Below are 26,348 nucleotides of genomic sequence, written 5' to 3' on the forward strand. Positions count from 1 at the left end.
CACGATGCTTCTTGCGGTACGAGTTGATGAACGTGTTGGTGAGGATGCGGTACAGCCAGGCCTTGAGGTTTGTGCCCTCGCGGAACTGGTGGAAGGACTTGAACTTCTAGGGTCTTCCCCATCGGAGCGATCGACAGCCGAGCGATCGACGGGGAGACGGAAGGCCCGGGCCATGGAGTACTCGCACAGCGACGCCGAACTGATCAAGCAGCCGATCGGCTACTGGAGTTGGGCGGCCTACAAGGCCGTCGTCAGCCGCACCCGCGGTGCGCTGGCCGAGCTCGGCACCACCCAGCCGCAGTGGTGGGTGCTCGCCCAACTCGCCCGCGCCGAGGCGCCGATGACCCGCGACGGGGTCTCGGACGTCCTGCGCGACTACCTCGACACCGGGCAGGAGAGCCTGGACGCGGAGATCGACGCGACCGTCGAGCGCGGCTGGGTCACCGGGTCCGCCGGGGGCCGGCTCGACCTCACCCCCGAGGGCCGGGCGTTCTTCGCCAAGGCGGCCGCCCGCCAGGACGAGCTGTGGGCCGAGCGCCACGCGGGCGTCTCCGACGAGGAGTACCTGACCACGCTCAAGGTCCTCCAGCGGTTCGTCCACAACACCGGAGGGCAGGCCTGGCACCACTGAGCGCCGGCCCCTGCCGGAACTACCCGCCGAGGTAGCGCAGCACGGCCAGGATGCGGCGGTTGTAGTCGGTGGTGCGGGGCAGCTCCAGCTTGTCGAAGACGGCGTTGAGGTTCTTCTCCACCGAGCTCAACGAGAGGTGCAGCCGCTGCGCGATCGCCGCGTTGGTCCAGCCCTGCGCGAGCGCCTCCAGCACCGTGCGCTCGCGCGGGGTGAGCCGGGCCAGCGGGTCGGTGCGGGTGGTGCGCACCACCAGCTGCCGGACGACTTCCGGGTCGATCACCGCGCCGCCCGCGGCGACCCGCACCAGGGCGTCCAGGAACTCGTCGACCTCGGCCACCCGGTCCTTCAGCAGGTACCCGACCCGCTCCGCGCCCGCGGCCAACAGCTGGGCCGCGTACCCGCGTTCGATGTGCTGGGAGAGCACCAGGACGCCGACCTGCGGCCACCGCTCGCGGATCTCCACCGCCGCCCGCAGCCCCTCGTCGGTGTGGGTCGGCGGCATCCGGATGTCCACCACCACGACGTCCGGCGGCTGTTGGGCCACCGCCGCCGTCAGCGCCGCCGCGTCCCCGACCGCGGCCAGCACCTCGTGCCCCTCCTCGGCGAGCAGGCGGACCAGGCCCTCCCGCAGCAGGGTCGAGTCCTCGGCGAGGGTCACGCGCATGGCAGCTCCGCGGTGATGACGGTCGGGCCCCCGGCGGGGCTGTGGACGTGGAGGGTGCCGTCCAGCGCGGCGACCCGCCCGCGCAGACCGGTCAGGCCGCTGCCCGACGGGTCCGCGCCACCGCCGCCGTCGTCCTCCACCCGGACGGTGAGCAGGCCGGCGGCCCGCTCGACCCGGGCCGAGATCGCCGAGGCGGCGGAGTGCTTGGCGGCGTTGGTGACGCACTCGGAGACCACGAAGTAGGCCGCCGTCCGCACGGGTCCGGGCAGCGGGCCGGCCACCTCGTAGCGCAGCCGCAACGGGATGGCGCACCGCTCGGCCACCCCGCCCAGCGCCTCCTCCAGCCCCAGGGTGTCCAGCGCCGAGGGGTACGCCCGCCAGGCCACCTCGCGCAGCTCGGTCAGCAGGCCCTGCGCCTCCCGGTGCGCCTGGCGCAGCAGCGCCTCCGTCCGTTCCGGGCCCCGGTCGCGGTCCAGGCCGCGCCGCGCCCGGCCGAGCAGCATCGCCAGCGCCACCACCCGCTGCTGAACGCCGTCGTGCAGGTCCCGCTCGATCCGCCGCCGCTCGGTGTCCACCGCCCGCACCACCGCGGCCCGGCTGTCGGCGAGTTCGGCGATCCGGCGGCGCAGCAGCTCGGCCTCGGACGGCCCGAAGCACTCCCGGGCGAGCCGGGCGTCCAGCGCGGCCAGCGAGAACAGGCCCTGCACGGCCAGGAAGAGCAGCACCCCGCCGAGCAGCACCTGGGTCGCCAGCTCCTCCCAGCCCAGCGAGCCGCGCACCACCCCGCCGACCAGCAGCACGGCCAGCACCAGCCCGAAGCCCAGCAGCCCCAGCACCACCCCGGCGACCAGCCCGCCGCCGCTGCGCACCGCCAGGTAGCGCAGCAGCCGGCGGTCGTCCGCCCGGTAGTGGCGGGGGAAGCGGTCGCCGAAGAAGGCGCCGCGCCGGGCCCGCTCCAGGGCGGCCAGGCGCCGTACCCCGGACAGCAGGCCCGGCACCGCGTACGGGCGGGTGCGCGGCCAGAGCAGGAACGGGCCGAGGACGGTGCCGGCCAGCAGGAGGTACAGCGCGGCGAGCGCCGCGCTCGGGCAGCCGAGCAGAACGCCGGTGGCGCGGCGCGGCCATGACGCGGTGTCCGTTCCATCCCCCTGCACGGGGTCCGAGCTTACGGGGCGGGCCGGGTGCGCGGGATCGGCGGGGTCGGTGGGGCTCGCGGTGCGGGCGGGGTCGGGGCGGCTGATTGTGCTGTTCACCGGGTGCGGCGGTGCTGGGCGGCGCCGTTGCGCCCGCGCCAGCGCAGCACGACGTACCCGGCCACCGCCAGGGCGACCAGCACCAGGACGGCCTTGGAGAACACCCCGACGTACGTCTCCACCACGTCCCAGCGGTCCCCGAGCAGGAACCCGGCCATCACCAGCACGCTGTTCCACACCAGGCTGCCGAGCGTGGTCAGCATGACGAACGCGGGCAGCGGCATCCGCTCGACCCCGGCCGGCACCGAGATCAGGCTGCGGAAGATCGGCACCATCCGGCCCAGCAGTACCGCCTTCGTGCCGTGCCGGGCGAACCAGGCCTCGGTGCGCTCCAGGTCGGAGGCCTTGACCAACGGCAGCCGGGCCCAGATCGCGTGCATCCGCTCCCGGCCGAACAGGGCGCCCAGCCAGTACAGGACGACGGCCCCGGCGACCGAGCCGAGCGTGGTCCAGGTCAGCGCGGAGGCGAGGCTGATCACGCCCTGCCCGGCGGCGAAGCCGGTCAGCGGCAGGATCACCTCGCTGGGCAGCGGCGGGAACAGGTTCTCCAGCGCGATCGCCAGGCCGGCCCCGGGGCCGCCCAGGGTGTCCACCAGGTCGGCCGCCCAGCCCGCGAAGCCGTCGGCGGGCTGCTGGGCGGCGGACTGCTGCGCGAGGATGAGGATCGGGTGCTGCACGCGGGGCTCCAGGGTGCTCGGGGGACGGCTCGTCCCCGGGTGGCTCCACGCTAGGAATCGCAGGTCAGCGGCGGTATGCGGGTTTCCGGCGAACCGGTTGCGGGTTTCCGTACCCCGGCACCCCGCGGTTTTCCGCAGGGTGCCGGAATTCGCTGGCGGTGCTCCCGGCCGGGGCGTCAGGATGGTGCCATGGATTCCGTATTCGCCCTGCTCTGGCGGCACGCCGCCGGGCGGGTGTTCCCCGAGGACCTGCCGATGGCCGCCGCCGACCTGCTGGCGCGGGGCGTCGGCGGGGACTCGCCCGCGCTCTGCGAACTGGCGGGGCGGCGCGGCCGGGGTGAACCCGCGGACGAGCTGCGGGAGCTGCTGCGGCAGGCGGCGGAGGACCTCGGCCTGCCGGTCCTCGACGGGGAGATCGTCGAGCGCTGCCGGCTGTACGAGACGGCCGTCGAGCTGACGTCCGGGGAGACCGTGCCCGACCAGGTCGCCGTCGAGGCCTGGCGGTGGATCGCCGGGAACGCGACCGAGGCGGAGCGGCGGTTCGTGGCGGCGTACGACGAGTCCTGCTGCCCGGACTGCCTCGACGAGGAGGCGCAGGAGCTGGCGCGGGTCTGGGTGCGCGAGGTGACGGCGGTGGCCGCCGAGGGCGGAGTCTGACCGCCTTCGCGGGAGGAACTCCCTCCGGTCGGAGGGGTGTTCGGGACCGGCTCAGCGGTCGAGCGCGGCCACGGTCTCCCGGGTCAGCTGCCGCGCCCGGGCGACGGTGGCCGTCAGCTCGGCCGCCGACCCGCCGGGCGCGGCGAGCAGGTCGCGCACGCGCGGGCCGAAGTCCGCCGGGGTGTCCGGGAGTTGGGCCGCCACCGCCAGGGCGCCCTTCTCGTTCAGGCACCAGCGGCGGTGGTGGGCGTACAGGGCCTGGACCAGGATGCCGACGGCGCGGGACAGGCAGAGCGAGACGTGCAGCGCGTCGGCGCGGGCGGCGCTCTTGGCGGCGGTGTCGAGCAGGAAGCCGGCCTCCCAGGCGGCTCCGGTGAGGGCCGCGCGCAGCGGCTCCGGATAGGCGGAGGTCTGCCGCTTGAGCCGGGCCAACTCCCCGGTGGGGTCGGCCAGCGGCTGCCCGAGGGCGACCTCGCCCGGGTAGCAGGGCGACCAGAAGCCGAGCGGGTGTCCGGCCTGCGTCCCCACCTCGTAGCGGCCCTCCCGGCAGTCCGCCCACACCCGCCCGACCCGGTCGAGGTCCCGCAGGATCCAGTCCACGGCGACCCCGTCGACCCGCAGCCACGCGCCGCCGTTCACCCACGGGCCCCAGCCGCCCGGGCCGGCCACCTCGACCTCCGGCCCGGCGAGCGCCCGCAGCGCGTCGAGGTCGAGGCCGCCCCGGTAGTACACCCCGAGGTCCCAGTCCGACTCCGGCCGCTCCTCGCCCCGGGCCCGGCTCCCGCCGAGCATCACCCCCACCACCCCCGGTACGCGGGTGAGTTGACCGGCCATGGACTCGATGATCGCGCGCATGGGGAGAGTCTGGCACGTGTCGAGGCGGCTGTCGGAAGGAGCCTGCGGCCCAGGGGAGTTCGACGGTGTGACGGCGCCGTGTCGGCTTCCGCGGAGGCGTACTCACTCCTCGCCACTCTCAACTTATAGCGCACGGGGGGCCTTGCCGCAAGGCCCCGGTGATGCCGCAGAATCACCGGCTCAAGGACATGATCCACCGAAGCAGACGGGGAGTCACGACGTGCGAGTGGTGTTGGCGACGTACGGGTCGCGCGGGGACGTCGAGCCGATGGCCGCGCTGGCGCTGCGGCTGCAGGAGCTGGGCGCCGAGGTGCGGGTGTGCGCGCCGCCGGACGAGGAGTTCGCGGCGCGGCTGGCGCAGGCGGGCGTGGAGTTGGTTCCGGTCGGGGAGTCGGTGCGCTCGCTGGTCAGCGGTCCGCCGCCGGCGCCCTCGGACCTCCCCAAGCGCGCCGCCGCGTTGGTCGAGCAGTTCCACGCGGCGGTGCTCGGGGCGGCCGAGCCGGGCGGCGCGGTGCTGGCCACCGGCCTGTTCCCGGCGGCGGCCGGCGCGCAGGCCGCCGCCGAGCAACTGGGCGCCCGCTTCGTCTACGTCGCCCTCCAGCCGACCGTGCTGCCCTCGCCGCAGCACCGGCCGTTCGAGTACCCGATGCAGCCGTACCCGCCGGAGGTCACCGACCTCCGGGAGCTGTGGGAGCTCAACATCGGGGCGATGAACGCGCTGTTCGGCGAGGCGGTCAACACCCGTCGGGCGGCGGTCGGGCTGCCGGAGGTCGACAACGTGCGGGACCACGTCCTCACCGACCGGCCGTGGCTGGCCACCGACCCGTCGCTCGACCCCTGGCTGGGCCCGGGCGGGGGCGAGGCCGGTGCGCCCTGGCCCGAGGTGGTGCAGACCGGCGCGTGGATCCTGCCGGACGAACGCCCGCTGCCCGCCGACCTGTCGGCCTTCCTGGCGGCCGGCGAGGCACCGGTGTACGTCGGCTTCGGCAGCATGCCGCTGCGCGACCCTGCGGGCGCCGCCCGCGTCGCCGTCGAGGCGGTCCGGGCGCAGGGCCGCCGGGTGCTGCTCGGCCGCGGCTGGGCCCAGTTGGCGGAGGTGGACGGCGCCGAGGACTGCTTCGCGGTCGGCGAGGTCAACCAGCAGGCGCTGTTCCCGCGGGTCGCCGCCGTCGTCCACCACGGCGGCGCGGGCACCACCACCACGGCCGCCCGGGCCGGCACGCCGCAGGTGCTGGTGCCGCAGATCGTGGACCAGCCGTACTGGGCCGCGCGGGTGGCCGAGTTGGGCGTCGGCGTCGCCCACGACGGCCCGACCCCGACCGCGGAGTCCCTCACCGCCGCCCTGCGCCGGGCCCTCGCCCCGGAGACCCGCGAGCGGGCCGCCGCCCTCGCCGCCGGCATCCGTACGGACGGCACGGCGGTGGCCGCGCGGCTGCTGCTGGGCTGAGGCCCGGACGGGGAGCGGGACGTCGGCCCGGCCGACGTCCCACCCGCGTCGTGCGACCGCCGCGGTCCACCTCAGGAGGCGGGCTCCGTCAGGTACTTGGCGTCGGCGTCCGGGAGCCGGTTGCCGTCCTTGTCGAAGAACTGCCAGGACTTCGCCCGCATGGTCCCCGGGCGGGCCACCACGATCTCCCGGATGGGGGAGTCGGCCACCGTGACGGCCGGCGGCTCGGTGGTCGTGCCGTCCGCCCAGGTCACCACCACCCGTCCGACGTCCGGGCCGAGCGAGATCAGCACCACGTCGATCGGGGGCACGATGCCGTCCTTGCTCGAACGGCCGACCAGGCCGCCGCCGAAGGTGGTCCGACTGCGCGGATCGACCGCGCCCGGGGCCGGCCGGGTACCCGCGGAGTCGTGGCCGAGCCGCACGCCGTCCAGCGTGAAGTAGACGTTGGTGACGTCGCTGTCCGGCTGCCAGTACTGCCGGACGAACTCCTCCGTCGGCCTGGACACCGCCGGGTCGTACCGGCTGCGCTCCGCCCAGACCGCCGTCGCCTGCTCGAAGGCCCGCTCCTTCGGGGCCAGCGGCCACAGCGCCTCCCACAGCTGCCACTGCTTGCCGTCCGCGGTCCGGCCCTCGCCCAGCAGCACCCGGACCGGGGTGAGCGGGTCCCGGAGGACCGGGGCGGGCGAGCCCGGTGGCAGGGGGGTGCCGAACGAGGGGGTGCGCTCCACCGTGAGCCCGGCACCGGTGCCCGCCGGAGCGAGCACGGCACCGCCGCCCGCCGGACCGGTCCCGCGGGCGGACGCCGGGTCCGGGCGCAGCTGCGCCAGCGCCCCTCCGGTCAGGGCCACCACGGCGGCCAGCGCCACCGCGCCCACCACCGTACGGCGGCGGTGCCGCAGCCGGCGGCCGCCCGCCACGATGTCCGCCACCGGCGCCGGACCGATCCTCGCGCCGGCCGCCGCCTCGGCGAGGCCGAGCCCCACCCACACGTCCCTGCCCTCGTCCACGTCCGCTCCCGTTCCGCCCGGCTCCAGGTTCGTGCCGCCGCTCATGCCGCTCCTCCGATCCGTGTCGTGTCCTTGAGTTCCACCAGCGCGGTGACCTGCCGCAGCCGGGCGATGCCCTTCGCCGCGTGGCTGCGCACCGCGCCCGTCGAGCACCCCATGGCGGCCGCCGCCTGGCTGTCGCTCAGGTCCTCCCAGTGCCGCAGCACCACCGCCTCGCGCTGGCGCGGCGGCAGGGTGGCCAGCGCGGCCAGCAGGGCCCCGCGCTGGTCCGAGCGGGCGAAGCCGTCCTCCACCCGCGCCGCGTCCGGCACCGCCTCCACCAGCGTCTCCGGCGCCCGGCGGCGCCAGCGGCGGGCGTGCTGGTTGACCAGGATCCGCCGCACGTAGGCGTACGGGTCGTCGGCCCGGCGCACCTTCGACCAGGCCGCGCAGGCCTTCTCGGCGGCGGACTGCACCAGGTCCTCGGCCGCGTACTGCTCGCCGGCCAGCAGGTACGCCGTCCGCACCAGGCGCGGCCAGACCGCGACGATGAACGCCTGGAACCCGTCGTCCCGCTCGCTCTTCGCTTCTCCCATGAGCACCTCCTCCACCCGTCCAGAGCCCGAGGGCGGCCGGAAGCGCTTACCGGGCGGGTGTGGCGGCCACCACAAATCGCTTGGGGAACGGGGGTGGGACCACTACCATCCGCCTGATGATCATTTCTCATGATGTAGCAGGCAGTGGTCCCGCCGTCGTTCTTCTGCACTCCTCGGTCTGCGACCGGCGGATGTGGGACGCGCAGTGGCAGCCGTTGATCGACGCCGGATACCGGGTGGTCCGCTGCGACTTCCGCGGCTTCGGCGAGTCGCCGCTGGCGCAGAGCCCGTACAGCGACACCGGGGACGTCCTGGCCCTGCTCGACCACCTGGGCATCGAGAGCGCCGCCCTGGTCGGCGCCTCCCACGGCGGCCGGATCGCCCTGACGGCGGCCGCGCTGCGCCCCGAGGCGGTCACCGCGCTGGCCCTGCTCGGCGCCGGCATCCCCGGCCACCAGCCGAGCGACACCCTGCGCGCCTTCGGCGGCCGCGAGGACGAGCTGATCGAGGCCGGGGACATCGACGGGGCCGTCGAGCTGAACGTCGACTCCTGGCTCGGCCCGGACGCCGACGAGGAGACCCGCGCGAACGTCCGCCGGATGCAGCGCCACGCCTTCGACGTCCAGATGGAGGCGACGGTCGGCCCCGACCGCGAGGAGGTCGACCTCGGCCGCATCACCGCCCCCACCCTCGCCGTGGCCGGCGCCCACGACTTCCCGGACTTCCGCGAGATCGCCGCGAGCCTGCCCACCCTCCTCCCCAACGCCCGCCACCAGGAGCTCCCCTGGGCCGGCCACCTCCCCAGCCTGGAGCGCCCGGCGGAGACCACCGCGCTCCTGCTGGACTTCCTCCGCGAGACCGTCCCGGCCGGGCGCTAGCGGCAGCGGTCGGCCCGTCCGTCGGCCCCGGCCGGGGCCGACGGGGTCGATCTCCCCTCCTGGCCGGGGCCGTGTCGTACCCGGTTCGGCGGCCGTCCCGGCGACAACGGGAAAACCCGGGACTCGAACGTGTGTCGGGAGCCATGATGGCGAGGTGCACTTCACCTCGGAGCCGGAAACCAGCGCGGACGGCGTGACACAGCGCCGCTTCACCCTCGACGGCGTGCCCGGTGTGCTCTGGCAGCCGGACGGACCGCCCCTCGACGGACGGCCGCTGGTGCTGCTGGGGCACGGCGGCGGCCAGCACAAGCTGGGGCCGGGGCTGGTGGACAGGGCCCGGCGGTGCGTGCGGCGGCACGGGTACGCGGCGGTGGCGCTGGACGCGCCGGGCCACGGGGAGCGGCCGCGCACCGCGCAGGACGAGCGGTTCGCCACCGAGATCGGGCAGCTGCTCGCGGCGGGCCGGCCGATCAGCGCGTGGGTGGCGCGGCACACGGCGGCGCTCGCGGAGCGGGCGGTCCCGGAGTGGGTGGCGGTGCTGGACGCGCTGGCCGAGCGGGGAGAGGGCCTCGGCCCGGTCGGGTACTGGGGCCTGTCGCTGGGCAGCGTGATCGGCATCCCGCTGGCGGCGGCCGAACCGCGCGTCGCCGCCGCGGTGTTCGGGCTGACCGGGCACGCGTCGCAGACGGAGGCGGCGGGGCTGGTCGGCGTGCCGGTGGAGTTCCTCCTCCAGTGGGACGACGAACTGGTGCCGCGCGAGGGAGCGTTGGCACTGTTCGGCGCGCTGGGTTCGCGGGAGAAGACGCTGCACGCCAACCCCGGCGGCCACCTGGACGTGCCGGAGCTCGAACTCGCCTCCTCCGAAGGGTTCCTGGCCCGGCATCTGGACGCGGTGCGGTGAGCGGGGCCGCCCGCCCCGGCCGGTGTTAACTGCCGGTAAAACTTGGCAAAGGATTTCTCCCCGCAACGAACGCGGCGGGCGCTGACGCCGACGGATCCGGCAGCTCAGCGGCCCGGCGGTCACCCTTCGTGGATTTGACGTCACTCCCCGCGCCCCCTGGGACTTCGCAATCCGTAGGAGTACGGTTCCGAAGGAATCGCCGGGCCGGAATCCGGTAGGCCGACCGGCCTTCGGCTCGAACACGCCGAGCACGCTGAACACGTCGAACGCGTCGAACGCATCGATTACGTCGATTGCGTCGATTGCGTCGAGAATTTCGAGTACGTCGAGCACCTCCCGCATTCCGTCGGATTATCGGAAGGGAAGAGTGATTCCCGTGAATCTCTCGCCGCGCGAGATGGACAAGCTGTACATCTACGTCGTGGCCGATCTGGCCCGCAAACGCCGCGACCGCGGCGTCAAGCTGAACTACAGCGAGGCCTGCGCGCTGATCAGCGAGGCGATCATGGAGGGCGCCCGGGACGGCCGCACCGTCGCCGAGTGCATGGAGATCGGCAAGCAGGTCGTCGGGGGTGCGGACGTCATGCCGGGCGTGCGCGCGATGCTCCCGCTGCTCCAGGTCGAGGCGGCGTTCGTGGACGGGACCAAGCTGGTCTCCTGTCACGACCCGGTGGGTGCCTGACCGATGCCCCGGCCCCGGACCGCCACCGCGGTGCTGGCCGGCGGGCACGAGAGCGACGGCGGACGGGACCTCGCCGCCCTGGTGGCGCCGGGCTCCACCGTGCACGCCGCCGCCCCCGCCGGACGTCCGCTCACCGAGGCCGTACGGTCCGCGCTCGCCGCGGCGGGCGACGGACCGGTCTGCGTCGTCCCGATGACGCTCGGCCGCGACCCCCGGCTGGTCGCCGACACCGCCCGGGCGCTGCGCTGGCTGGCCGCCGGGGAGGCCCGCGGACGGCTCGCCCTGACCGCCCCCTTCGGCGCCGCCGACCACCTGATCGGCTGGCTCCGCGCCGCCGCGGGCACCGCCCCCGACGGTGCCGTGCTGGTCACCGCCCCGGCGGCCGGCCCGTTCGAGGACGCCGAACTGTTCCGGATCGCCCGCCTCGCCCGCCAGTACGGCCGGCACCGGTGGGTCGAGGTCGCCTTCGACGGCGGCGACCCGGACCCGGCCGAGGGTGCCGAACGCTGCCGGCTGCTCGGCGCCCGCGAGGTGACGGCCGTGCCGGCCTCCTTCGGCCCGGCCCTGCGCACCGTGCTGCCCGGCGTCCGGGACGGCGGCCCGCTGCTGCGGCCGTCCGCCGTGGCCGGGGTGGTCGCGGCCCGGACGGCGGCGGCGCTGCACCTGCTCGGGCACGGCGAGGACGGCATCCGGGCCGGCCTCGACGCCGAGCACGGGCACGGCCACGCGCACAGCCACGGCCCGGGCGACCGGCCCCACAGCCACGGCCCGGGTGCCGAGCACCACCAGCACCACGGGCACCGCCACGCCGGCCCCGTACCGCACCTCGCGCACGCCCCCCACTGACCCCGGCAGAGAGGAAGGCCAGCCATGTCCGGTGCCGCCGCGTACCTGTACGGCGAGGACCCGGTGGAGATCAACGCCGGCCGCGCCAAGGCCAACGTCACGGTCAGCAACACCGGTGACCGGGCGATCCAGGTCGGTTCCCACTACCACTTCTTCGAGGCCAACCGCGCCCTCGACTTCGACCGCGCCGCCGCCTTCGGCATGCACCTGGACATCCCGGCCGGCACCGCCGTCCGGTTCGAGCCGGGCGACACCAGGGACGTCACGCTCGCCGAGTTCGGCGGCCACCGCCGGCTGGTCGGCTTCGCGAACCTCGTGGACGGCGGCACCACCGCCCCCGACGCCCGGGCCCGGGCCGTCGAGCGGGCCGTCGCCCGGGGCTTCGAGGGCGCCGGCCCCGGGACCCGCTCCGGGCCCCGCCCCGATCCCCACGCCGATCCCCATGCCGATCCCCATGCCGATTCCCACGCCGGTCCCCACCAGGAAGGCGACCGCTGATGGCGATCCTCTCCCGCCGGCAGTACACCGACCTCTTCGGCCCCACCGTCGGCGACCGCTTCCACCTCGCCGACACCAACCTGGTGGTCGAGGTCGAGCAGGACTTCAACCAGGGCCACTACGGCGACGAGGCCGTCTACGGCGGCGGCAAGGCCATCCGCGACGGGATGGCCCAGGACCCGGCCGCGACCGCCGTGCAGGGCGCGCTCGACCTGGTCGTCACCAACGTGGTCGTCATGGACCCGGTGCTCGGCGTGGTCAAGGGCGACATCGGCGTCAAGGACGGCCTGATCGTCGCCGTCGGCAAGGCCGGCAACCCGCACACCCAGAGCGGCGTGCACCCCCGGCTGGTGATCGGCCCCGGCACCGAGGTGATCTCGGGCGAGCACCTGATCGCCACCGCCGGCGGCATCGACACCCACATCCACTTCATCTCCCCGCAGCAGGTGCGGGAGGCGCTGAGCAACGGCATCACCACCCTGATCGGCGGCGGCACCGGCCCGTCCGACGGCACCAACGGCACCACCTGCACCCCCGGCCCGTGGAACATCCACCGGATGTACCAGGCCGTCGAGGACCTGCCGGTCAACGTCGGCCTGCTGGGCAAGGGCAACGGCTCGCTGCCCGGCGCGCTGCGCGAGCAGGTCGAGGCGGGCGTGTGCGGGCTCAAGGTGCACGAGGACTGGGGCAGCACCCCGGCCGCGATCGACTGCGCGCTGGGCGTCGCCGACGAGTACGACGTGCAGGTGGCCATCCACACCGACACCCTCAACGAGTCCGGCTACTTCGAGGACACCCTGTCCGCGATCGACGGCCGCACCATCCACACCTTCCACACCGAGGGCGCGGGCGGCGGCCACGCCCCCGACATCATGCGGATCGCCGGCGAGCCCAACGTGCTGCCGTCCTCCACCAACCCCACGCTGCCCTACACCGTCAACTCGGTGGACGAACTGCTGGACATGGTGATGGTCTGCCACCACCTCAGCCACGACGTCCCCGAGGACCTCTCCTTCGCCGACTCACGGGTCCGCGCCGAGACCATCGCCGCCGAGACGGTGCTGCACGACGAGGGCGTCATCTCGATCTTCTCCTCCGACTCGCAGGCGATGGGGCGGATCGGCGAGACCTTCACCCGGGCCTTCCAGACCGCCCACCACTGCAAGGACCAGCGCGGCAAGCTGGCCGGCGACAGCGAGCGCAACGACAACCTCCGCGTCCTGCGCTACCTCGCCAAGCTCACCATCAACCCCGCCGTCGCCTCCGGCACCGCCGACCACATCGGCTCGCTGGAGCCCGGCAAGCTCGCCGACATCGTGCTCTGGCCGATCAACTCCTTCGCCGCCAAGCCGAAACTGGTCATCAAGGGCGGCGTGATCAACTGGGCGCTGATGGGTGACCCGAACGCCTCGCTGCCCACTCCGCAGCCGGTCTACTACCGCCCGATGTTCGGCCAGTACGGGCGGGCCAGGCAGGCCACCCGGGTCTCCTTCATGTCGCAGGCCGCCGTCGACCTCGGGGTTCCGGCCCAACTCGGGCTGGAGAGCCGGGTGTTGCCGGTGCGGCGGTGCCGATCGGTCGGCAAGCAGCACATGGTGCGCAACGACGCGCTGCCGAGGATCACGGTCGACCCGGAGACGCACAGGGTGACCCTGGACGGCGAGCCCGCCACCATCGAGCCCGCCCGCGAGCTGCCGCTCAACCACCTGTTCTACCTCGCGTGAGCGGCGCGGATTCCGGCGTGGATTCGGCAGGGGACGGTACAGGTGGCCTGGACGCGCTGCTGGTCTGCCTCCAGCTGACCGACTCGGCCTTCCCCAGCGGCTTCTACACCCTCTCGCACGGACTGGAGGGCTACGCCCAGGCCAAGGCCGTCACCCCGGACACGCTGCCCGCACTGCTCGCCGACCTGCTGCGGCACGGCGTCGGGCCGTCCGACGCCACGGCGCTGGTCCTGGCCCACCGGGCCGCCACGGCGGGCGACTGGGCGCTGCTCGCCGAGACCGACCGGCGGCTGCACGCCACCAGGCTCAACCGCGAGCTGCGCCTGGCCGCCACCCGGACCGGCCGCCAACTCCTGGACATCGCCCGGGAGTCGATGGGCGGCGAGGCGCTGGACCGGTACGCCGCACTGGTCGCGGCGAAGCGGGCCCCCGGCTGCCAGGCGGTGGCCGCCGGGGTGGCGTACGCCTCGGCCGGCGTCCCGGTCCACCAAGCGGTCACCGGCGACCTGTTCGCGTTCTGCGCCAGCTTCGTCGGGGCGGCCCTGCGGCTGCGGCTGACCGACCACCGCAAGGCGCAGGTGCTGCTGCGGGCGGCCGCCCCGGTGATCCGGGAGGTCGTCTCCGGCGCCCTGGAACGGGACTTGGCGGACCTCGGCGGCTGCGTCCCGGTCGCGGACGTGATGTCCGGGCGGCACGAACGGGCGGAGGCGCGGCTGTTCATGAGCTGACCCGCGGTGCCGTCTGTTCCCCAGTGTTCCCACTGGGCCATCGAAGGAGGAGAGTTGACCGAGAACGTGCTCCGCGTGGGCATCGGCGGGCCGGTGGGATCCGGCAAGACGGCGCTGATCGAGGCGCTCGTCCCGGTGCTGATCGCCCACGGCCACCGCCCCGCGGTCATCACCAACGACATCTACACCCAGGAGGACGCCCAGCACGTGCGGCGCACCCTGGCCGGGATGCTGGACCCCGAGCGGGTGGTCGGCGTGGAGACCGGCGCCTGCCCGCACACGGCCGTCCGGGACGACCCGACGATGAACCTGGCGGCCGGCGCCGAGCTGCTGGAGCGCTTCCCGGACGTCGACACCCTGCTGTTCGAGTCCGGCGGCGACAACCTCACGCTGACCTTCAGCCCGGTGCTGGTGGACCTCTTCCTCTTCGTCCTCGACACCGCCGAGGGCGAGAAGATGCCCCGCAAGCGCGGCCCCGGCATCACCGAGTCGGACCTGCTGGTCATCAACAAGATCGACATCGCCCCGTACGTCCGCGCCGACGTCGGGGTGATGGAGTCCGACGCCCGCCGGGTGCGCGAGGGCGGTCCGGTGGTGCTCACCAACTGCCTGACGGGGGAGGGGCTGGAGGAGATCGCGGCCTTCCTGGAGACCTTCCGCAAGGTCCCGGCGTGACCGTGGCGGCGGATCGGACGGTGCCCCGGCTCGACCCCCGGCACTACGAGCCGGCCCGCGTCCCGTCCGAGGTCCGGCGCCACGCCGGGACGCCCGACACCCTCGCGGTCGGGCGCCCCGGCAAGGTCGGGCTGCTGGAGCTGGCCTTCGAGGCGGTCGGCGGACGCACCGAACTCACCGGGCACTACCAGAAGTCGCCGCTGCAGATCATGCGCCCGCTGTACTTCGACCCGGCCCGGCCCGACCTCGCCGTCACCTTCCTGATGTCCACCGGCGGCGGCATCCTCCAGGCCGACCGGCTCCGCACCGACCTGCACTGCGGCGCCGACACCGCCGTCCACCTGACCACCCAGGCGGCCACCAAGGTCTACCGGATGGAGCACGACTACGCGACGCAGCTGGTCAACCTCACCGCCGGCCCGCGTAGTTACGTCGAGTACCTGCCCGAGCCGGTGATCCCCTTCGTCGACTCGCGCCTCTACCAGCGGACCGTCCTCACCGTCGACCCCGCCGCGACGGTGCTGGCCGGCGAGACCGTCCTGGCCGGCCGGCTCGCCCGGGGCGAGCGCCACGCCTACCGGGTGTTCGCCTCGGACCTCGAAGTGCGCCGCCCGGACGGCGAGTTGGTGGCACTGGACACCGTCCGGCTGGAGCCCGCACCGGCCGGGGGCGGCGGCGTCACCGGACCGGCGGTGCTGGCCGGGCACGACGTGATGTCCAGCCTGTACGTCCTCAGCCCGCTCGCCCCGGCGGCCCGGATCGCGGACGTCCTGCACGAGGCGGTGGCCGGTGGCGTGTACGGGCGCGACGGCCTGCTGTACGGGGTCAGCGTGCTGCCGCAGGACAGCGGCGCCTGGCTGCGGCTGCTCGGCTCCGACACCCGAGCCTGCGCGGCCGCCCTGCGCGCGGCCTGGGGCGCGGTGCGGCGGCTGCTGATCGGGGTGCCGGCGCCGGATCTGCGGAAGACGTGACGCCGGGCGGGGCCGGTCGTGATCTCCTTCCGGGGCCGGGGCCGGGGCCGGGGGCGGGGCGCTCTACCGCTCCAGCCGCACCGGCGTCCTGTCGGCGCCGCCGCCGTCGGCCTGACCGGGCTCAGGCCTCGCGGGACTTCTCCGGTTCGCTCGACCCCAGGGTCGCCAGGCGGGCGACCTGGCGGTGCCCGAGCTCGACCGTACGGTTCATGTGCCGCAGCAGGAAGGCGAGTTCGTTCTCGCTGTCTTCGGCGAAGGCGGCCACCCAGTCGGTGGACAGCTCGCGCCACACCTCCCCGAAGCGCTCCAGCGCCTCGGGGAGGACCGCGACCAGCACCCGGCGGCGGTCCGCCCGGTCCCGCTGCCGGGCGACCAGCCCGGCCTTCTCCAGCCGGTCGACCAGCCGGGTGGCCGAGCCGCTGGTGAGCCCGGTGAGCTCGGCGATCCGGCCGGTGGTGACCGGCCCGTCCTCCAGGGTGAGCAGGTTGAGGCACTGGACGTCGGTCGGGTGCATGCCCAGGTGGTCGGCGACGGCCTGGTTGAACAGCACGTACGAGGCCAGGTAGCGGCGAGAGGCCGGCCAGAGCCGGGCCATCAGTTCGTCGCGGGTCGTCGTCATGGGGAAAGGGTAATCGGCCGCCCGATAATTGTTTGCGTCGCGCAGAGATATCTCCCTATGTTGTCTGCATGACGCAGATAACTGTCCCCCCGCTGTCTCCGCTGCCCGTCGCCGTCACCGGAGCCACCGGCGCCCAGGGCGGCGCCACCGCCCGCGCCCTGCTGCGCGCCGGCCGTCCCGTCCGCGCCCTCACCCGCGACCCCGGCTCGGCAGCCGCAGGTGAACTCGCCGCACTCGGTGCCGAGTTGGTTCGCGCCGACTTCGACGACCCGGCCTCGCTCGCCATCGCCCTCGACGGCACGGGCGCGCTGTTCGCGATGTCCACCCCGTTCGGGACCGACCTCGACACCGAAGTCCGCCAGGGCATCGCCCTGCTCGACGCCGCCCGGGCCGCCGCCACCGTCCGGCACGTCGTCTTCACCTCCGCCACCAACGCCGACCGCTCCACCGGCATCCCGCACTTTGACAGCAAGCACCGCATCGAGCGGCACCTGGCCGGCCTCGGCCTGCCCTGGACCGTCCTCGGCCCCGCCGCCTTCCTGGACAACTACGCCAACGACTGGACCCTCGAGTCCCTCCGCGACGGCGTCTTCCTCCTCCCGATGCCGCCCGGCACGCCCCTCCCGGTGATCGCCGCCGACACCATCGGCGCCTTCGCCGCCCACGTCCTCGCCCGGCCCGAGGCGTACGCCGGCCGCCGCATCGACATCGCCTCGCAGTGGTGCACCGGCGAGCAGATCGCCGCCGCCATCAGCGCGGCGAGCGGCCGACCGATCCGCGTCGAGGAGGTGCCGCTCGCGGTCGTGGCCGGCTACTCCGAGGACCTCGCCGCGATGTTCCGGTACTTCCAGGAGGTCGGCCTCACCATCGACACCGCCACCCTGCACGCCGAACACCCCACCATCGACTGGCAGCCGGTGGACCGGTGGGCCGCCACCCGCACCTGGGACCTCTGACCTCCTGCGCGGGCGCGTACCGTTGCCCGGATGGCACCCAGGGCACCGCGCAGGATCCACGTCGACGGTCGCGACTACCGCTGGCTGGTCCGCTTCCAGGACGGCGAACACGTGCTGATCCGCGCTTGGCCCGACCGGCCCGGGCCGCGTCGCGGCCGCCCCGTGGAGTTCACCCGACGCTTCGACGACCCGTGGCTCCACTACGGCGTCCTGCTGACCGCCCCCGCCGACCGCATCACCGAGGTCTTCCGCCTCGACCCCGTCACCCCCGCCCTCACGGCCGCCGTCATCCGGGCCGCCCTGGCCGCCGGCTGGCAGCCTGAGCGGCCCGGCGCGGGCGCCCCGGACCGCTTCACGGTGACGGGGGAGGAGCCGGACGTCACGCTTCTCCGTCGGCGGTGAGGTGCGCGACCGCCCCGAGCCCGGCCTCAGCGGCCTCCCGGACTTCGGTCTCCGGGTCGTTCGCCAGCGCGTGCCGGAGCGCCGCCGTGGTCTCCGGGCTACCGGGCCACTGCCAGGCGAGCATGGTCAGCGCCCGGCTGCGCACCTTCGCGCCCGGGTCGGCGGCCGCCCGGGACCGGACGATGGCTTCGGCCGCCTCCGGCACGAGAACCGCGTAGTGGCTGAGCGCATCGCTGCGGACCTCGGGGCTCGCGTCCTGCGTGACCGCGTCGAGGAGGGCGCCAACTGCTTCAGGATGTGAGCCCCACTGCGTGGCGAGCAGTTCCAGCGCCACCCTCCGGTCCAGGATGGATTCACTGGCGACGACGCCCGCTGTGAGCCGTGCCAGGGCCTCGCGGGACTCGGTGCCGGGGCCCGCAGTGAGGAGACTTCGCCACGCGAGCGTGTTCGTGATCACAGCGGAGTCGTCGATCGGCTGAGCCCAGAGCTGCGCGAGGACCTCCGACCGGTAGGGCTCCGTCGGGTCCGCCCTGACGGGAAGGACCCTGGATCGGGCGATGCTCCGCTCCCCGCGCTCGCCGAAGGCGGACCTGACGTCGGGGTGGTCCCACCACTGGTCCATCAGCTCAGCCGTCGCGGCGAGCCGGACCGGGTTGTCCGGGTGGCGGTTTGCGAGGTTCAGGAGCCACGGCACGACATCGGGGTGGTTGTTCCACCGGCGGGCCAGCGCGCTGATGGCAGGTGCCCAGGTTCGCCAGAATCCGAAGGCCACGACAGTCAGCGAGGCCTCGATGGTGCGGTGGAGCGCGACGGCCACCGATGTCGCTCCATCGGGCAACGCGAGGAACTGTCCTCGGAGGTGGAACCACCGGAGATAGCGCTCGCGCCCGTTCCAAGCGGGCACCGAACCCAGGACGGACAGCGCCGCGAGCAGCGGATCGGTATGGCCGAGCGCGGGGTTCGTGGTCAGCGCAGCGGTGAGCCGGTCGATCGCCCCGTCGCTCTGTGCGCTGAGGAGTCCGACCTTCCGCACCTCGGCCAGGGCTCGGACCGCGAGGATCAGCGAGTCCTCGTCCCGCCGGTCGAGCAGGTGGTCGACCACTCTCCCGGCGTCCGCCTCGCTCAGCTGGTTGACCACCAGCAGCAGCACCTCGTGCCACGCCGGGTCGTCCGCCCTCCGGGCGAAGACCTCCTCGATCAGCTCCTCCGGTGTCCACTCCCGTTCCACCGTGTAGCGCTGGAAGAGGTCGGCCGCCGCGAGGTACTCCAGGAAGGCGCGGTGGACGAAGCCGTACACCTCGCTGCCGTACCGGGCCAGGATGAAGTTGCGTTCCCGGAGTTGGTCCCGGAGCGCGCGGGCGGCGGCGAGGCACTGGTGGGGGAGGTAGCCGAGCTGGGCGAAGTAGTCGCGGAAGACCGTCTCCAGGTCCTCGGCGTGGATGTGGTTGCCCGCGATGCCGCCGGTGCCCTCCTGCATGCGGCGGGCGAGCAGGCGGAGCAGTTCCAGGCGTTCGCGGTCGTCGAGGTGGTCGAGGACCTCGGCGGCGCCGGGCTTCGCCGGGATGCTCAGGTACTTGGTGTCGCGGTCCCAGTGGGCGACCAGGACGCGTACCGCGTGCTCGTAGACGCCCTGGCGGTCCCGGGGCAGGGCCTGACGGCGGCCGATGATGGCGAGGATCGTCAACAGCAGGGGGTTCCCGGCCAGTTCGCGGATGGGGCGGGAGGCATCGACGGCGCTGGTGATCCGGTCGACCAGGCGGGAGGCGAGTTCGACATCCGCCGGGCAGGCGACGGTGTACCAGCGACGGGCGAAGTCACCGATCCGGCCCGGGTCGAGGTCCTGGAGCATGAAGTGGCTGAACCCGGCGCCGTCGAGGGCGGCGCGCTGGTAGCCGATGACGCGCGAGGTGACGACCACGCGCACCCGCTCGTATCGCGCCGCGAAGGCGGCGATGCGTTCGGCGGTGGCGGCGCGCACGCCCGGGTCGAAGAGTTCGTCCAGCCCGTCGAAGACGACCACGGCCTCGCCCCTGGCAAGGAGTTGGCGCAGCTCGGCACCCGGCAGGGACATCCCTGCGACGGTGTGGCGGTGGTCGAGGAAGTCCTCGAAGGTGCGCTCGCGCCACTGCCCGTCGGCGTACTGGCGCAGCTCGACCACCAGGGGAACCAGGCCGTCCAGCGGAGCGAGCGGGCCCTCGGTGTCCTGGACCAGGGAGAGCGCGAGGTAGCGGGCGAGCGTGGACTTTCCGGACCCCGGGTCGCCGAGCAGGACCACCCGCTCGCCGCGCGTCCCGGCGAGGACGGCGAGAACGTCCTCGGTCGGCCGGTTCAGGTACTCGGTGCGCAACCGTTCGAGGGCGGCCTGAGCGAGCTCGTCCGGTACCGCTTCTTCCCCTAAATCGCCACTTTCCAGCATTCGTTGCACCAGCTCACGTGGCAGCTCCACCGGCGGCGGGTCCTCCCGCACCTGTGGGGTGACGAACACCTCCCGCAGCTGGACCACCGGGTGCTCGCCCTGCTCGGAGAGCGGCGTGAGCACCTCCAGGTCGAGCCGCCCGTACGTCTCCCGCACCCGCCGCGCGTACGCGGTGCGGGCAGCAGTCATGGATTCGGTGGTGACTCTTCGCTCAACGGTCTTGATCAGATTGACCGTTCCGGCCTGAATCAAGTCGCCTTTGACCGTGCCGCCGACTTCGTTGACGATCAAAATCTCTGGATCGCTCCCCACCCGTCCTAGGCTAGCCGCTCCACGAACTTGCGCTGCCACGGCGTTTCGACGGCGTGCCGGCTGTAGTGCTCCCGCACGTACGCCACCGCCTCGGCGGCCGGGACGCCGTCCAGGACCGCGATGCACGCGAGTGCGGTGCCCGTACGGCCGCGCCCTCCCGCGCAGGCGAGTTCGACGCGTTCGGTGGCGGAGCGTTCCCAGGCCTCGCGGAAGGCGTCGGCGGCGTCCACGCGGTCGGCGGGGAGGCGGAAGTCGGGCCAGCGGACCCAGCGGCTCGGCCAGTCGACGTGCGGCGGTCGGCCCAACAGGTAGAGCCCGAAGGAAGGTCGGGGCCCGGCCGGCAGGGGTCGACTGAGGCCGCGCCCGCGCAGCAGGCGGCCGGAGGGCAGCCGCAGGATGCCGGGAGCGGTCGGGTCCCAGGTGGTCGGTTCGGTCACGGAATCTCCTTCGGAGGATGGGGTGTTCAGGACGCCGCGTGCAGCCCGACCGGGCCGCGCGGCAGGCCGGCGCGGTGGGCGAGGGCGGCGGCCTCGCCGCGCGAGGAGACGTCGAGCTTGGCGAGGATGTTGGCGACGTGGAACTTCACCGTCGACTCGCTGATGTGCAGCGCCGCCGCGATGTCCCGGTTGCGGCGGCCGCGCGCGAGCTGGTCGAGGACCTCCAGTTCGCGCGGCTGGAGGCCGTCCAACGGGTCGGTGGCGAGGACGGGTTCGGGCAGGGCGAGCGGGAGGTCGACGGTCACCGTGGTGCCCCAGCCGGGGACGCCCTCGACGGCGTGGCGTCCGCCGAGGGCGGTGATCCGGTCGGCGGTGCGGTGGACGGTGAGGGCGTCGGCGGTGAGCAGGCCGAGGCCGTCGCCGCGCACGACGGCGCGCAGCAGGCCGTCAGCCGTGACCCGCCAGCTCACGTGCAGCCGGGTCGGCTTCTCCTGTTCCAGCATCAGCAGGACGGCCGCCCGGACGGCGTCGCGGCCGGTGTGCGCGGCGTCCGCCGGGAGGGACCGGTCGGCCTCCGCCGGGGGCGCGACGTCGAGGTGGACCCGGGTGTGCCGCAGCAGCGGGCGCAGCTCGCGCACCAGCCGGGCGAAGGCGGCGTCGGCCGGTTCCTCGCTGAGGGTGCGGTCGAGTTCGGCTCCCTGGCGCAGGTCGAGCAGGGCGCTCACGGCCAGTTCGGTGGCGTTGCGGCGGGCCGTGGCGTCGTCCAGGCCGGCCGAGCGCAGCGGTGCCAGGATCGCGGTGAGCGCCGCGCTGTGGGTGCCGGTGAACTCGGCGATGGCGCGGGCGCGGGCGTTGGCGGAGGCGCGGGAGGTGGCCGTCTGGGTGGGGGCGGCGTCGGTGGCGCGGTGGTCGGAGTGGGCGATCACCAGGTCCCACAGCTGTTGCAGGACGGCGAGCGCCCCGGGCGCCACCGGCCGGGTGTCCGCCCGGACGAGCACCAGGACGGCGCCGTTGTCGGTGCCCGGCGTGGTCGCGACGACGACCACCGGCCGGGTCCGTCCGGCGAGTTCGGCCTCGCCCTGCCAGGGGCGCCCGGCCGCGGTGGTGTCGGCGGCGCGTTCGGCCAGCCGGGAGAGGTCCAGTGCGGTGACGGCCGTGGTCAGCTCGGGCGGGCCGTAGCCGAGGGTGGGGCTGAACGTGCAGACGCCGCTGAGCTGGGCGAGCGCCGTGTGCGGGACGAGGGTGCCGAGCACCTCGGACAGGCGCGGCAGGAGGCCCGGCCGGGGAGTGCGCAGCACCTCGACGGCCCGTGCCAGCGCGTCCTCGGGGCGGCCCCAGCGCTCGCGCCAGGCCTCGTCCGTCCCGGCCGCCTCCCCGTCGGTCGCGTCCGTCCCGGTCCCGTCCGTCCCGGTCCCGTCCGTCCCGGGCCCGTCCGTCCCGGTCCGGTCCGTATCGCTCCCATCCGTCCCGGTCGCGTCCCCGTGCAGCTCTGTGGCGTCCATGCGCTTCAGCCTAGTTCGGCGGCCGCCGTTCCCGCCTGGCCGTTCGGCCAGGTCGAACCGTCCGAAGGACCGGCCGGGCACCCGCCGCCCCGGACCCAGGATGGAGGGCGTCGGAGGAACCCAACTCCCCTGAAACCCGAGGACCTTCCATGACCAAGGCGATCTCCTTCTCCGAGTTCGGCGGCGCGGACGTGCTGCGCCCGACCGACATCGACCTGCCCGCCCCGGGCCCCGGCCAGGTGCGGGTCGCGGTCCGCGCGGCGGGCGTCAACCCGGTGGACCGCAGGCTGCGCACCGGTGAGCTGGCCGGGATCTTCGGGCTCGTCCTGCCCTTCGTGCCGGGCGTCGAGGTGTCCGGCGTGGTCGAGGCGGTCGGTGCGGAGGTGAGCGGCTTCGCGCCCGGCGACGAGGTGTTCGGCGCCCTGATGGGCGGCGGCTACGCCGAGCACGCGCTGCTGGACGCGGCGACGCTGGCCCACAAGCCGGCCGCGCTGGGCTGGGCGGAGGCCGCGGCGATCCCGGCGGCCGCCGAGACCTCCGAGCGGGTCCTCGACGTCCTCGGCGTCCGGCCGGGCGAGACGCTGCTGGTGCACGGCGCGGCCGGCGGGGTGGGCACCCTGCTGCTCCAGTTCGCCCGGGCGCGCGGGATCACGGTGGTCGGCACCGCGAGCGAGCCGAACCACGCCTACCTGCGGGAGCTCGGCGCGATCCCGGTGACGTACGGCGAGGGCCTGGCCGAGCGGGTGCGGGCCGCCGCCCCGGGCGGGGTGGACCGGGCGCTGGACGCGGCCGGGCGGGGCGGGGAGCTGCCGCTGTCGATCGAGCTGACGGGCAGCGCGGACCGGGTGCTGACGATCGCCGACATCGAGGGCGCCCAGCGGCACGGCGTCCGCTTCAGCGGTGGCGCCGACGCCGGCGAGTCCTACCACCAGCGCGCCTACGCGGCCGCGCTCGCCCTGCACGGGGCGGGCACCCTGCGGTTGCCGCTGCACCGGGTGTTCCCGCTGGCGGAGGCGGCCGAGGCGCAGCGGGTCAGTGAGGGCGGGCACCTGCGCGGCAAGATCGTGCTGACGGTCTGACGATCTGACAGCCGTTCCTCGCCCGTCCTGTCCCTGTCTGCCCGTTTTACCTCCGTTTTGCATCGGGCTCGCCATTTTCGTACGGTTTCATCCGTTCGGAGTAATTCGGCAGGCGGACGCGCCGTGAACACGGTGGTGGGCCGTTCGGCCGACATGCGGTCCCTCGAACGGTCGACCAGGGTTGGCCGGGCGCGGGCGGCACCGGACCGCCTGCCCTGACGGTCAGGAGGACCAGGCGTATGGGTGGAACGGACAGGCGGGCGGTGATCGGCGAGTTCGTCGGGACCCTGCTGCTGGTGCTGCTGGCGGTGGGTGCGGCGGTCCTCGCGGGGGAGGCGATCGGTCCGGTGGGCATCGCGCTCGCGTTCGGCTTCGTGCTGCTCGCGCTCGCGTACGCGCTCGGCCCGATCTCCGGCTGCCACGTCAACCCGGCGGTGACGCTCGGCTTCCTGCTGGCCCGCCGGTTCGACGGGCGCACGGCGGTGTCGTACTGGGTGGCGCAGCTGTTCGGCGGCATCGCGGGTGCGGCGCTCGTCCTGCTGCTGGCGAAGCAGATACCGGGGCTGGAGACCCACGGCAAGCTCGGCACCAACGGCTGGGGCGACCGCTCCCAGGTGCACATCAACGCCGGCGGCGCGTTCCTCACCGAGGTCGTCCTCACCTTCCTGCTGGTGTACGTCGTCCTGGCGGTCACCCACCGGCTGGCCGCGGTCGGCTTCGACGGGCTGCCGATCGGCGTCGCGCTGGTGGTCGTCCACCTGGTCGGCATCCCGCTCACCGGCACCTCGGTCAACCCGGCGCGCAGCCTCGGCCCGGCGCTGTTCGCGGGCGGCGACGCGCTGTCGCAGCTGTGGCTGTTCCTGCTCGCGCCGCTGGTCGGCGGCGCGCTGGCGGCGGGCGTGCACCTGCTGACCCACCCGCAGCCCAACCTCCCGGTGGCGGAGGCCCTGGCCACGGACGCGCGGGTGTAGGTCCGGCAGGCGAACCGGCGCGGCGGCCGGGACCGTACCGACGGTCCCGGCCGCCGCCGTCGTGTCGGCGGGGCGGACGGCGGCTCGCGCCGTCCCGTCTCCACCGCACCTGAGCGCCCCCGTACCGCTTCTCGCGTCCCCCGTACCGCTTCTCGCGTCCCCCCGCGCTGCTTTCTCGCATCCCCCGCGCCGCTTTTGAGCCGCCCACCGGCCGGATCCGGCGCACCGGCCGAAGAGCCCCGGCTCCCGCCCGCCCGCTGGGTAGAGTCGCGCCATGGTGACTGTGAACGCGGGAAGCCCCGCCGGCGGGCGGTTGGCCGGCCGCTCCTGTGTGGTGACGGGCGCGGCCAGCGGCATCGGACGGGCCGTCGCCGAACGCTTCGTCCAGGAGGGCGCGTCGGTGGTCGCCGCCGACGTGGACGCGGCCGGGCTGGACCGGCTGGCCGGTCAACTCCCGGGCGCCGTCAGCACGGTGGTCGGCGACGTGGCCCGGGACGAGGACGCCCGCCGGATGGTGGCGGCCGCCGTCGAGCGGCACGGGCGACTGGACGTCCTGGTGGCCAACGCCGGGATCATCCCGCTGATGGAGATCACCGAGGCCACCGCCGAGGACTGGGACCACGTGATGGCGGTGGACGGCCGGGGCATGTTCCTCACCTGCAAGTACGCGATCGAGGCGATGACCGCGCAGGACCGGCCCGGCGGCTCGATCGTCTGCCTGTCCTCCATCTCCGGCGAGGCCGGCCAGCGCGGCCAGGCGGTGTACGGGCCCGCCAAGTTCGTCGCCTCCGGCCTCACCAAGCACCTCGCCGTCGAATGGGCCGACCGCGGCATCCGGGTCAACGCCGTCGCCCCCGGCACCATCACGACCGAACGCGTCGCCCGGCTGTACGACGAGCCCGGCGGCACCGAGTACCTCGCGGCGATCGAGAAGCTGCACCCGATGGGCCGGCTCGGCGACCCGGCCGAGGTCGCGGCGGCCGTGCTCTTCCTCGCCTCCGACGACGCCTCCTTCGTCACCGGCGTCGTGCTGCCGGTGGACGGCGGGTACCTGGCGCAGTAGCGGCGGCGGGGGCCGGTCACGGTCGCCCGGCCAGCAGTTCGACCAGGGCGGACACCCCGTCCGGTCCGTGCCCGGCGCCGACCGCCCGCCGGGTGACCGCGAGTGCCGCGTCCAGCACGGAGGTGTCCAGTCCGCGCGCCCGGGCGGTGTGCGCGACGTGCGCCAGGCCGGCCTCGGCGGAGGCGAGGCTGCTGTGGTCGCCGGGGTGCCGGCGCTCGTCCGCGCGCTGCGCGAAGCGGTCGATCAGCGGGGGCAGCAGGCGTGGCAGCCCCTGGGCGTACGGCGCGAACTCGGCCCCGCTGATGCCCTCGGCGCGGGCCAGCGCCAAGGCGTGCAGGTAGCCGTGCACGGTGGTCCAGAACAGGTCGAGCAGGGCCGCGTCGAAGGCCGCCGCCCGGCCCGGGTCCGCGCCCACGTAACGTACGGTGCCCAGCGCCCGCAGGGTCGCCTCGTGGGCGGCGAAGGCCTCGGCGTCGCCGCTCAGGAGGACGGTGCCCTCCGGGCGGCCGATGGTCGGGGTGGGGGTGAGGACCGCGGCGTCCAGCAGGCGGAAGCCCCGGGTTCCGGCGTCGGTGGCGTTCGCCCGGGCGTCCTCCGGCGCGATCGAGGTGGCGTTGACGACGGTCCGTCCGCGCAGCGCCGTTCCGGCGGCCTCCAGGACGGCCCGGGCGGCCGGCTGGTCGCGGACGCAGAGCAGCACGAGCGTGGCGCCCGCCACCGCCTCGGCGGCGCTCGCGGCCGGCCGCGCACCGAGGGCGAGCGGTTCGGTGTCCCGGCCCGGCGTGCGGTTCCACACGGTGACGGGGTGGCCGGCGGCCAGCAGTGCGCGGGCCAGCGCCCGCCCCATCGGGCCCAGGCCCAGTGCGGCAACGGCGGTGCGGGCAGGGGTGGTTGAGGAAGATCGTTCGTTCGGCATGGC

Annotated in this window: 28 protein-coding genes and 1 pseudogene; 17 read left to right on the top strand and 12 right to left on the bottom strand. The window is 74.5% G+C overall.

Annotation, left to right across the window (positions count from 1 at the left end; genetic code table 11):
- Positions 1–103, bottom strand: a pseudogene (locus ABZW03_RS06825) (sigma factor); the annotation flags it as partial.
- Positions 104–172: 69 nt separating this feature from the next.
- Between ABZW03_RS06825 and ABZW03_RS06830 the strand changes: the two are divergent.
- Positions 173–631 (top strand): MarR family winged helix-turn-helix transcriptional regulator, encoded by a 459-nt coding sequence (locus ABZW03_RS06830; protein WP_355253324.1) that lies wholly within the window; start codon positions 173–175, stop codon positions 629–631.
- 19 nt (positions 632–650) lie between these two features.
- Here ABZW03_RS06830 and ABZW03_RS06835 read toward each other — a convergent pair whose 3' ends face one another.
- The 3 genes from ABZW03_RS06835 to ABZW03_RS06845 all read right to left on the bottom strand — a co-directional run bounded on the left by ABZW03_RS06835 (position 651) and on the right by ABZW03_RS06845 (position 3,225).
- The gene (locus ABZW03_RS06835) at positions 651–1,295 is read right to left on the bottom strand and encodes a response regulator transcription factor (protein ID WP_355253326.1); all 645 of its coding nucleotides are present in this window, start codon (positions 1,293–1,295) and stop codon (positions 651–653) included.
- Positions 1,286–2,449: a histidine kinase gene (locus ABZW03_RS06840; protein WP_355253328.1), complete on the bottom strand. Its 1,164-nt coding sequence runs from the start codon at positions 2,447–2,449 to the stop codon at positions 1,286–1,288. Before ABZW03_RS06840 ends, ABZW03_RS06835 begins: the two co-directional genes overlap by 10 nt.
- A 95-nt stretch (positions 2,450–2,544) precedes the next feature.
- On the bottom strand, positions 2,545–3,225 hold the full coding sequence (locus tag ABZW03_RS06845; RefSeq protein WP_355253330.1) for a DedA family protein: 681 nt from the start codon (positions 3,223–3,225) through the stop codon (positions 2,545–2,547).
- 189 nt (positions 3,226–3,414) lie between these two features.
- Here ABZW03_RS06845 and ABZW03_RS06850 point away from each other — a divergent pair, with 189 nt between their 5' ends.
- Entirely contained in the window at positions 3,415–3,882 is a 468-nt protein-coding gene (locus ABZW03_RS06850; protein WP_355253332.1) for a hypothetical protein, read from the top strand.
- A gap of 51 nt (positions 3,883–3,933) precedes the next feature.
- On the opposite strand, the gene ABZW03_RS06855 is transcribed toward ABZW03_RS06850, so the two are convergent.
- Positions 3,934–4,737, bottom strand: a complete 804-nt coding sequence (locus ABZW03_RS06855; RefSeq protein ID WP_355253334.1) for a nucleotidyltransferase domain-containing protein — start codon at positions 4,735–4,737, stop codon at positions 3,934–3,936.
- Between the two features lie 220 nt (positions 4,738–4,957).
- Here ABZW03_RS06855 and ABZW03_RS06860 point away from each other — a divergent pair, with 220 nt between their 5' ends.
- Positions 4,958–6,184: a glycosyltransferase gene (locus tag ABZW03_RS06860; protein WP_355253336.1), complete on the top strand. Its 1,227-nt coding sequence runs from the start codon at positions 4,958–4,960 to the stop codon at positions 6,182–6,184.
- Between the two features lie 71 nt (positions 6,185–6,255).
- Here the strand turns inward: ABZW03_RS06860 and ABZW03_RS06865 are convergent, their stop codons facing one another.
- Positions 6,256–7,239, bottom strand: coding sequence for a hypothetical protein (locus tag ABZW03_RS06865; RefSeq protein ID WP_355253338.1), 984 nt, complete (start codon positions 7,237–7,239; stop codon positions 6,256–6,258).
- The gene (locus ABZW03_RS06870) at positions 7,236–7,769 is read right to left on the bottom strand and encodes a SigE family RNA polymerase sigma factor (RefSeq protein ID WP_355253340.1); all 534 of its coding nucleotides are present in this window, start codon (positions 7,767–7,769) and stop codon (positions 7,236–7,238) included. The genes ABZW03_RS06865 and ABZW03_RS06870 overlap by 4 nt, the downstream gene beginning before the upstream one ends.
- A 116-nt stretch (positions 7,770–7,885) precedes the next feature.
- Between ABZW03_RS06870 and ABZW03_RS06875 the strand changes: the two genes are divergently transcribed.
- The 9 genes from ABZW03_RS06875 (at position 7,886) to ABZW03_RS06915 (ending at position 15,672) form a co-directional block, all read left to right on the top strand.
- Entirely contained in the window at positions 7,886–8,647 is a 762-nt protein-coding gene (locus tag ABZW03_RS06875) for an alpha/beta fold hydrolase (protein WP_355253342.1), read from the top strand.
- Between the two features lie 154 nt (positions 8,648–8,801).
- On the top strand, positions 8,802–9,548 hold the full coding sequence (locus tag ABZW03_RS06880; RefSeq protein WP_355253344.1) for an alpha/beta hydrolase: 747 nt from the start codon (positions 8,802–8,804) through the stop codon (positions 9,546–9,548).
- A 376-nt stretch (positions 9,549–9,924) separates the two neighbouring features.
- Entirely contained in the window at positions 9,925–10,230 is a 306-nt protein-coding gene (locus ABZW03_RS06885) for an urease subunit gamma (RefSeq protein WP_355253346.1), read from the top strand.
- Between the two features lie 3 nt (positions 10,231–10,233).
- Positions 10,234–11,076, top strand: coding sequence for a cobalamin biosynthesis protein CbiX (locus ABZW03_RS06890; RefSeq protein WP_355253348.1), 843 nt, complete (start codon positions 10,234–10,236; stop codon positions 11,074–11,076).
- A gap of 24 nt (positions 11,077–11,100) precedes the next feature.
- Positions 11,101–11,574 (top strand): urease subunit beta, encoded by a 474-nt coding sequence (locus ABZW03_RS06895; protein WP_355253350.1) that lies wholly within the window; start codon positions 11,101–11,103, stop codon positions 11,572–11,574.
- Positions 11,574–13,298: an urease subunit alpha gene (gene ureC / locus ABZW03_RS06900; protein WP_355253352.1), complete on the top strand. Its 1,725-nt coding sequence runs from the start codon at positions 11,574–11,576 to the stop codon at positions 13,296–13,298. The genes ABZW03_RS06895 and ureC overlap by 1 nt, the downstream gene beginning before the upstream one ends.
- 17 nt (positions 13,299–13,315) lie before the next feature.
- A complete protein-coding gene (locus tag ABZW03_RS06905) occupies positions 13,316–14,026 on the top strand; it encodes an urease accessory UreF family protein (RefSeq protein WP_355253354.1) in 711 nt (236 codons plus the stop codon).
- A gap of 54 nt (positions 14,027–14,080) precedes the next feature.
- Positions 14,081–14,701 (top strand): urease accessory protein UreG, encoded by a 621-nt coding sequence (gene ureG, locus ABZW03_RS06910; RefSeq protein ID WP_355253356.1) that lies wholly within the window; start codon positions 14,081–14,083, stop codon positions 14,699–14,701.
- A complete protein-coding gene (locus ABZW03_RS06915) occupies positions 14,698–15,672 on the top strand; it encodes an urease accessory protein UreD (RefSeq protein ID WP_355253358.1) in 975 nt (324 codons plus the stop codon). Before ureG ends, ABZW03_RS06915 begins: the two co-directional genes overlap by 4 nt.
- A gap of 121 nt (positions 15,673–15,793) precedes the next feature.
- Here ABZW03_RS06915 and ABZW03_RS06920 read toward each other — a convergent pair whose 3' ends face one another.
- On the bottom strand, positions 15,794–16,291 hold the full coding sequence (locus tag ABZW03_RS06920; protein WP_355253360.1) for a MarR family winged helix-turn-helix transcriptional regulator: 498 nt from the start codon (positions 16,289–16,291) through the stop codon (positions 15,794–15,796).
- 68 nt (positions 16,292–16,359) lie between these two features.
- Between ABZW03_RS06920 and ABZW03_RS06925 the strand changes: the two genes are divergently transcribed.
- Both ABZW03_RS06925 and ABZW03_RS06930 read left to right on the top strand, forming a co-directional pair.
- Positions 16,360–17,247, top strand: coding sequence for an NmrA family NAD(P)-binding protein (locus ABZW03_RS06925; protein WP_355253362.1), 888 nt, complete (start codon positions 16,360–16,362; stop codon positions 17,245–17,247).
- A 30-nt stretch (positions 17,248–17,277) separates the two neighbouring features.
- Positions 17,278–17,649 carry a hypothetical protein gene (locus ABZW03_RS06930; protein ID WP_355253364.1) on the top strand — a complete coding sequence of 124 codons (372 nt, stop codon included), beginning with the start codon at positions 17,278–17,280 and terminating at the stop codon, positions 17,647–17,649.
- Here ABZW03_RS06930 and ABZW03_RS06935 read toward each other — a convergent pair.
- From ABZW03_RS06935 to ABZW03_RS06945, 3 genes are all read right to left on the bottom strand, one after another.
- Positions 17,627–20,254 carry a HEAT repeat domain-containing protein gene (locus ABZW03_RS06935; RefSeq protein WP_355253366.1) on the bottom strand — a complete coding sequence of 876 codons (2,628 nt, stop codon included), beginning with the start codon at positions 20,252–20,254 and terminating at the stop codon, positions 17,627–17,629. The genes ABZW03_RS06930 and ABZW03_RS06935 overlap by 23 nt on opposite strands.
- 128 nt (positions 20,255–20,382) lie before the next feature.
- A complete protein-coding gene (locus ABZW03_RS06940) occupies positions 20,383–20,814 on the bottom strand; it encodes a protein phosphatase (protein ID WP_355253368.1) in 432 nt (143 codons plus the stop codon).
- Positions 20,815–20,840: 26 nt separating this feature from the next.
- Entirely contained in the window at positions 20,841–22,316 is a 1,476-nt protein-coding gene (locus tag ABZW03_RS06945) for a response regulator transcription factor (RefSeq protein WP_355253370.1), read from the bottom strand.
- Between the two features lie 149 nt (positions 22,317–22,465).
- On the opposite strand from ABZW03_RS06945, the gene ABZW03_RS06950 reads away from it, so the two are divergent.
- From ABZW03_RS06950 to ABZW03_RS06960, 3 genes are all read left to right on the top strand, one after another.
- Positions 22,466–23,395 (top strand): NADP-dependent oxidoreductase, encoded by a 930-nt coding sequence (locus ABZW03_RS06950; protein WP_355253372.1) that lies wholly within the window; start codon positions 22,466–22,468, stop codon positions 23,393–23,395.
- A 239-nt stretch (positions 23,396–23,634) separates the two neighbouring features.
- Complete coding sequence (locus ABZW03_RS06955; protein ID WP_355253374.1) at positions 23,635–24,366, top strand: MIP family channel protein; 732 nt, start codon at positions 23,635–23,637, stop codon at positions 24,364–24,366.
- Between the two features lie 274 nt (positions 24,367–24,640).
- The gene (locus ABZW03_RS06960) at positions 24,641–25,429 is read left to right on the top strand and encodes an SDR family NAD(P)-dependent oxidoreductase (protein WP_355253376.1); all 789 of its coding nucleotides are present in this window, start codon (positions 24,641–24,643) and stop codon (positions 25,427–25,429) included.
- Positions 25,430–25,445: 16 nt separating this feature from the next.
- Here ABZW03_RS06960 and ABZW03_RS06965 read toward each other — a convergent pair whose 3' ends face one another.
- On the bottom strand, positions 25,446–26,345 hold the full coding sequence (locus ABZW03_RS06965; RefSeq protein WP_355253378.1) for an NAD(P)-binding domain-containing protein: 900 nt from the start codon (positions 26,343–26,345) through the stop codon (positions 25,446–25,448).
- Positions 26,346–26,348: the final 3 nt, after the last annotated feature.

Source organism: Kitasatospora sp. NPDC004799 (genome assembly GCF_040609095.1).
Lineage (GTDB): Bacteria > Actinomycetota > Actinomycetes > Streptomycetales > Streptomycetaceae > Kitasatospora.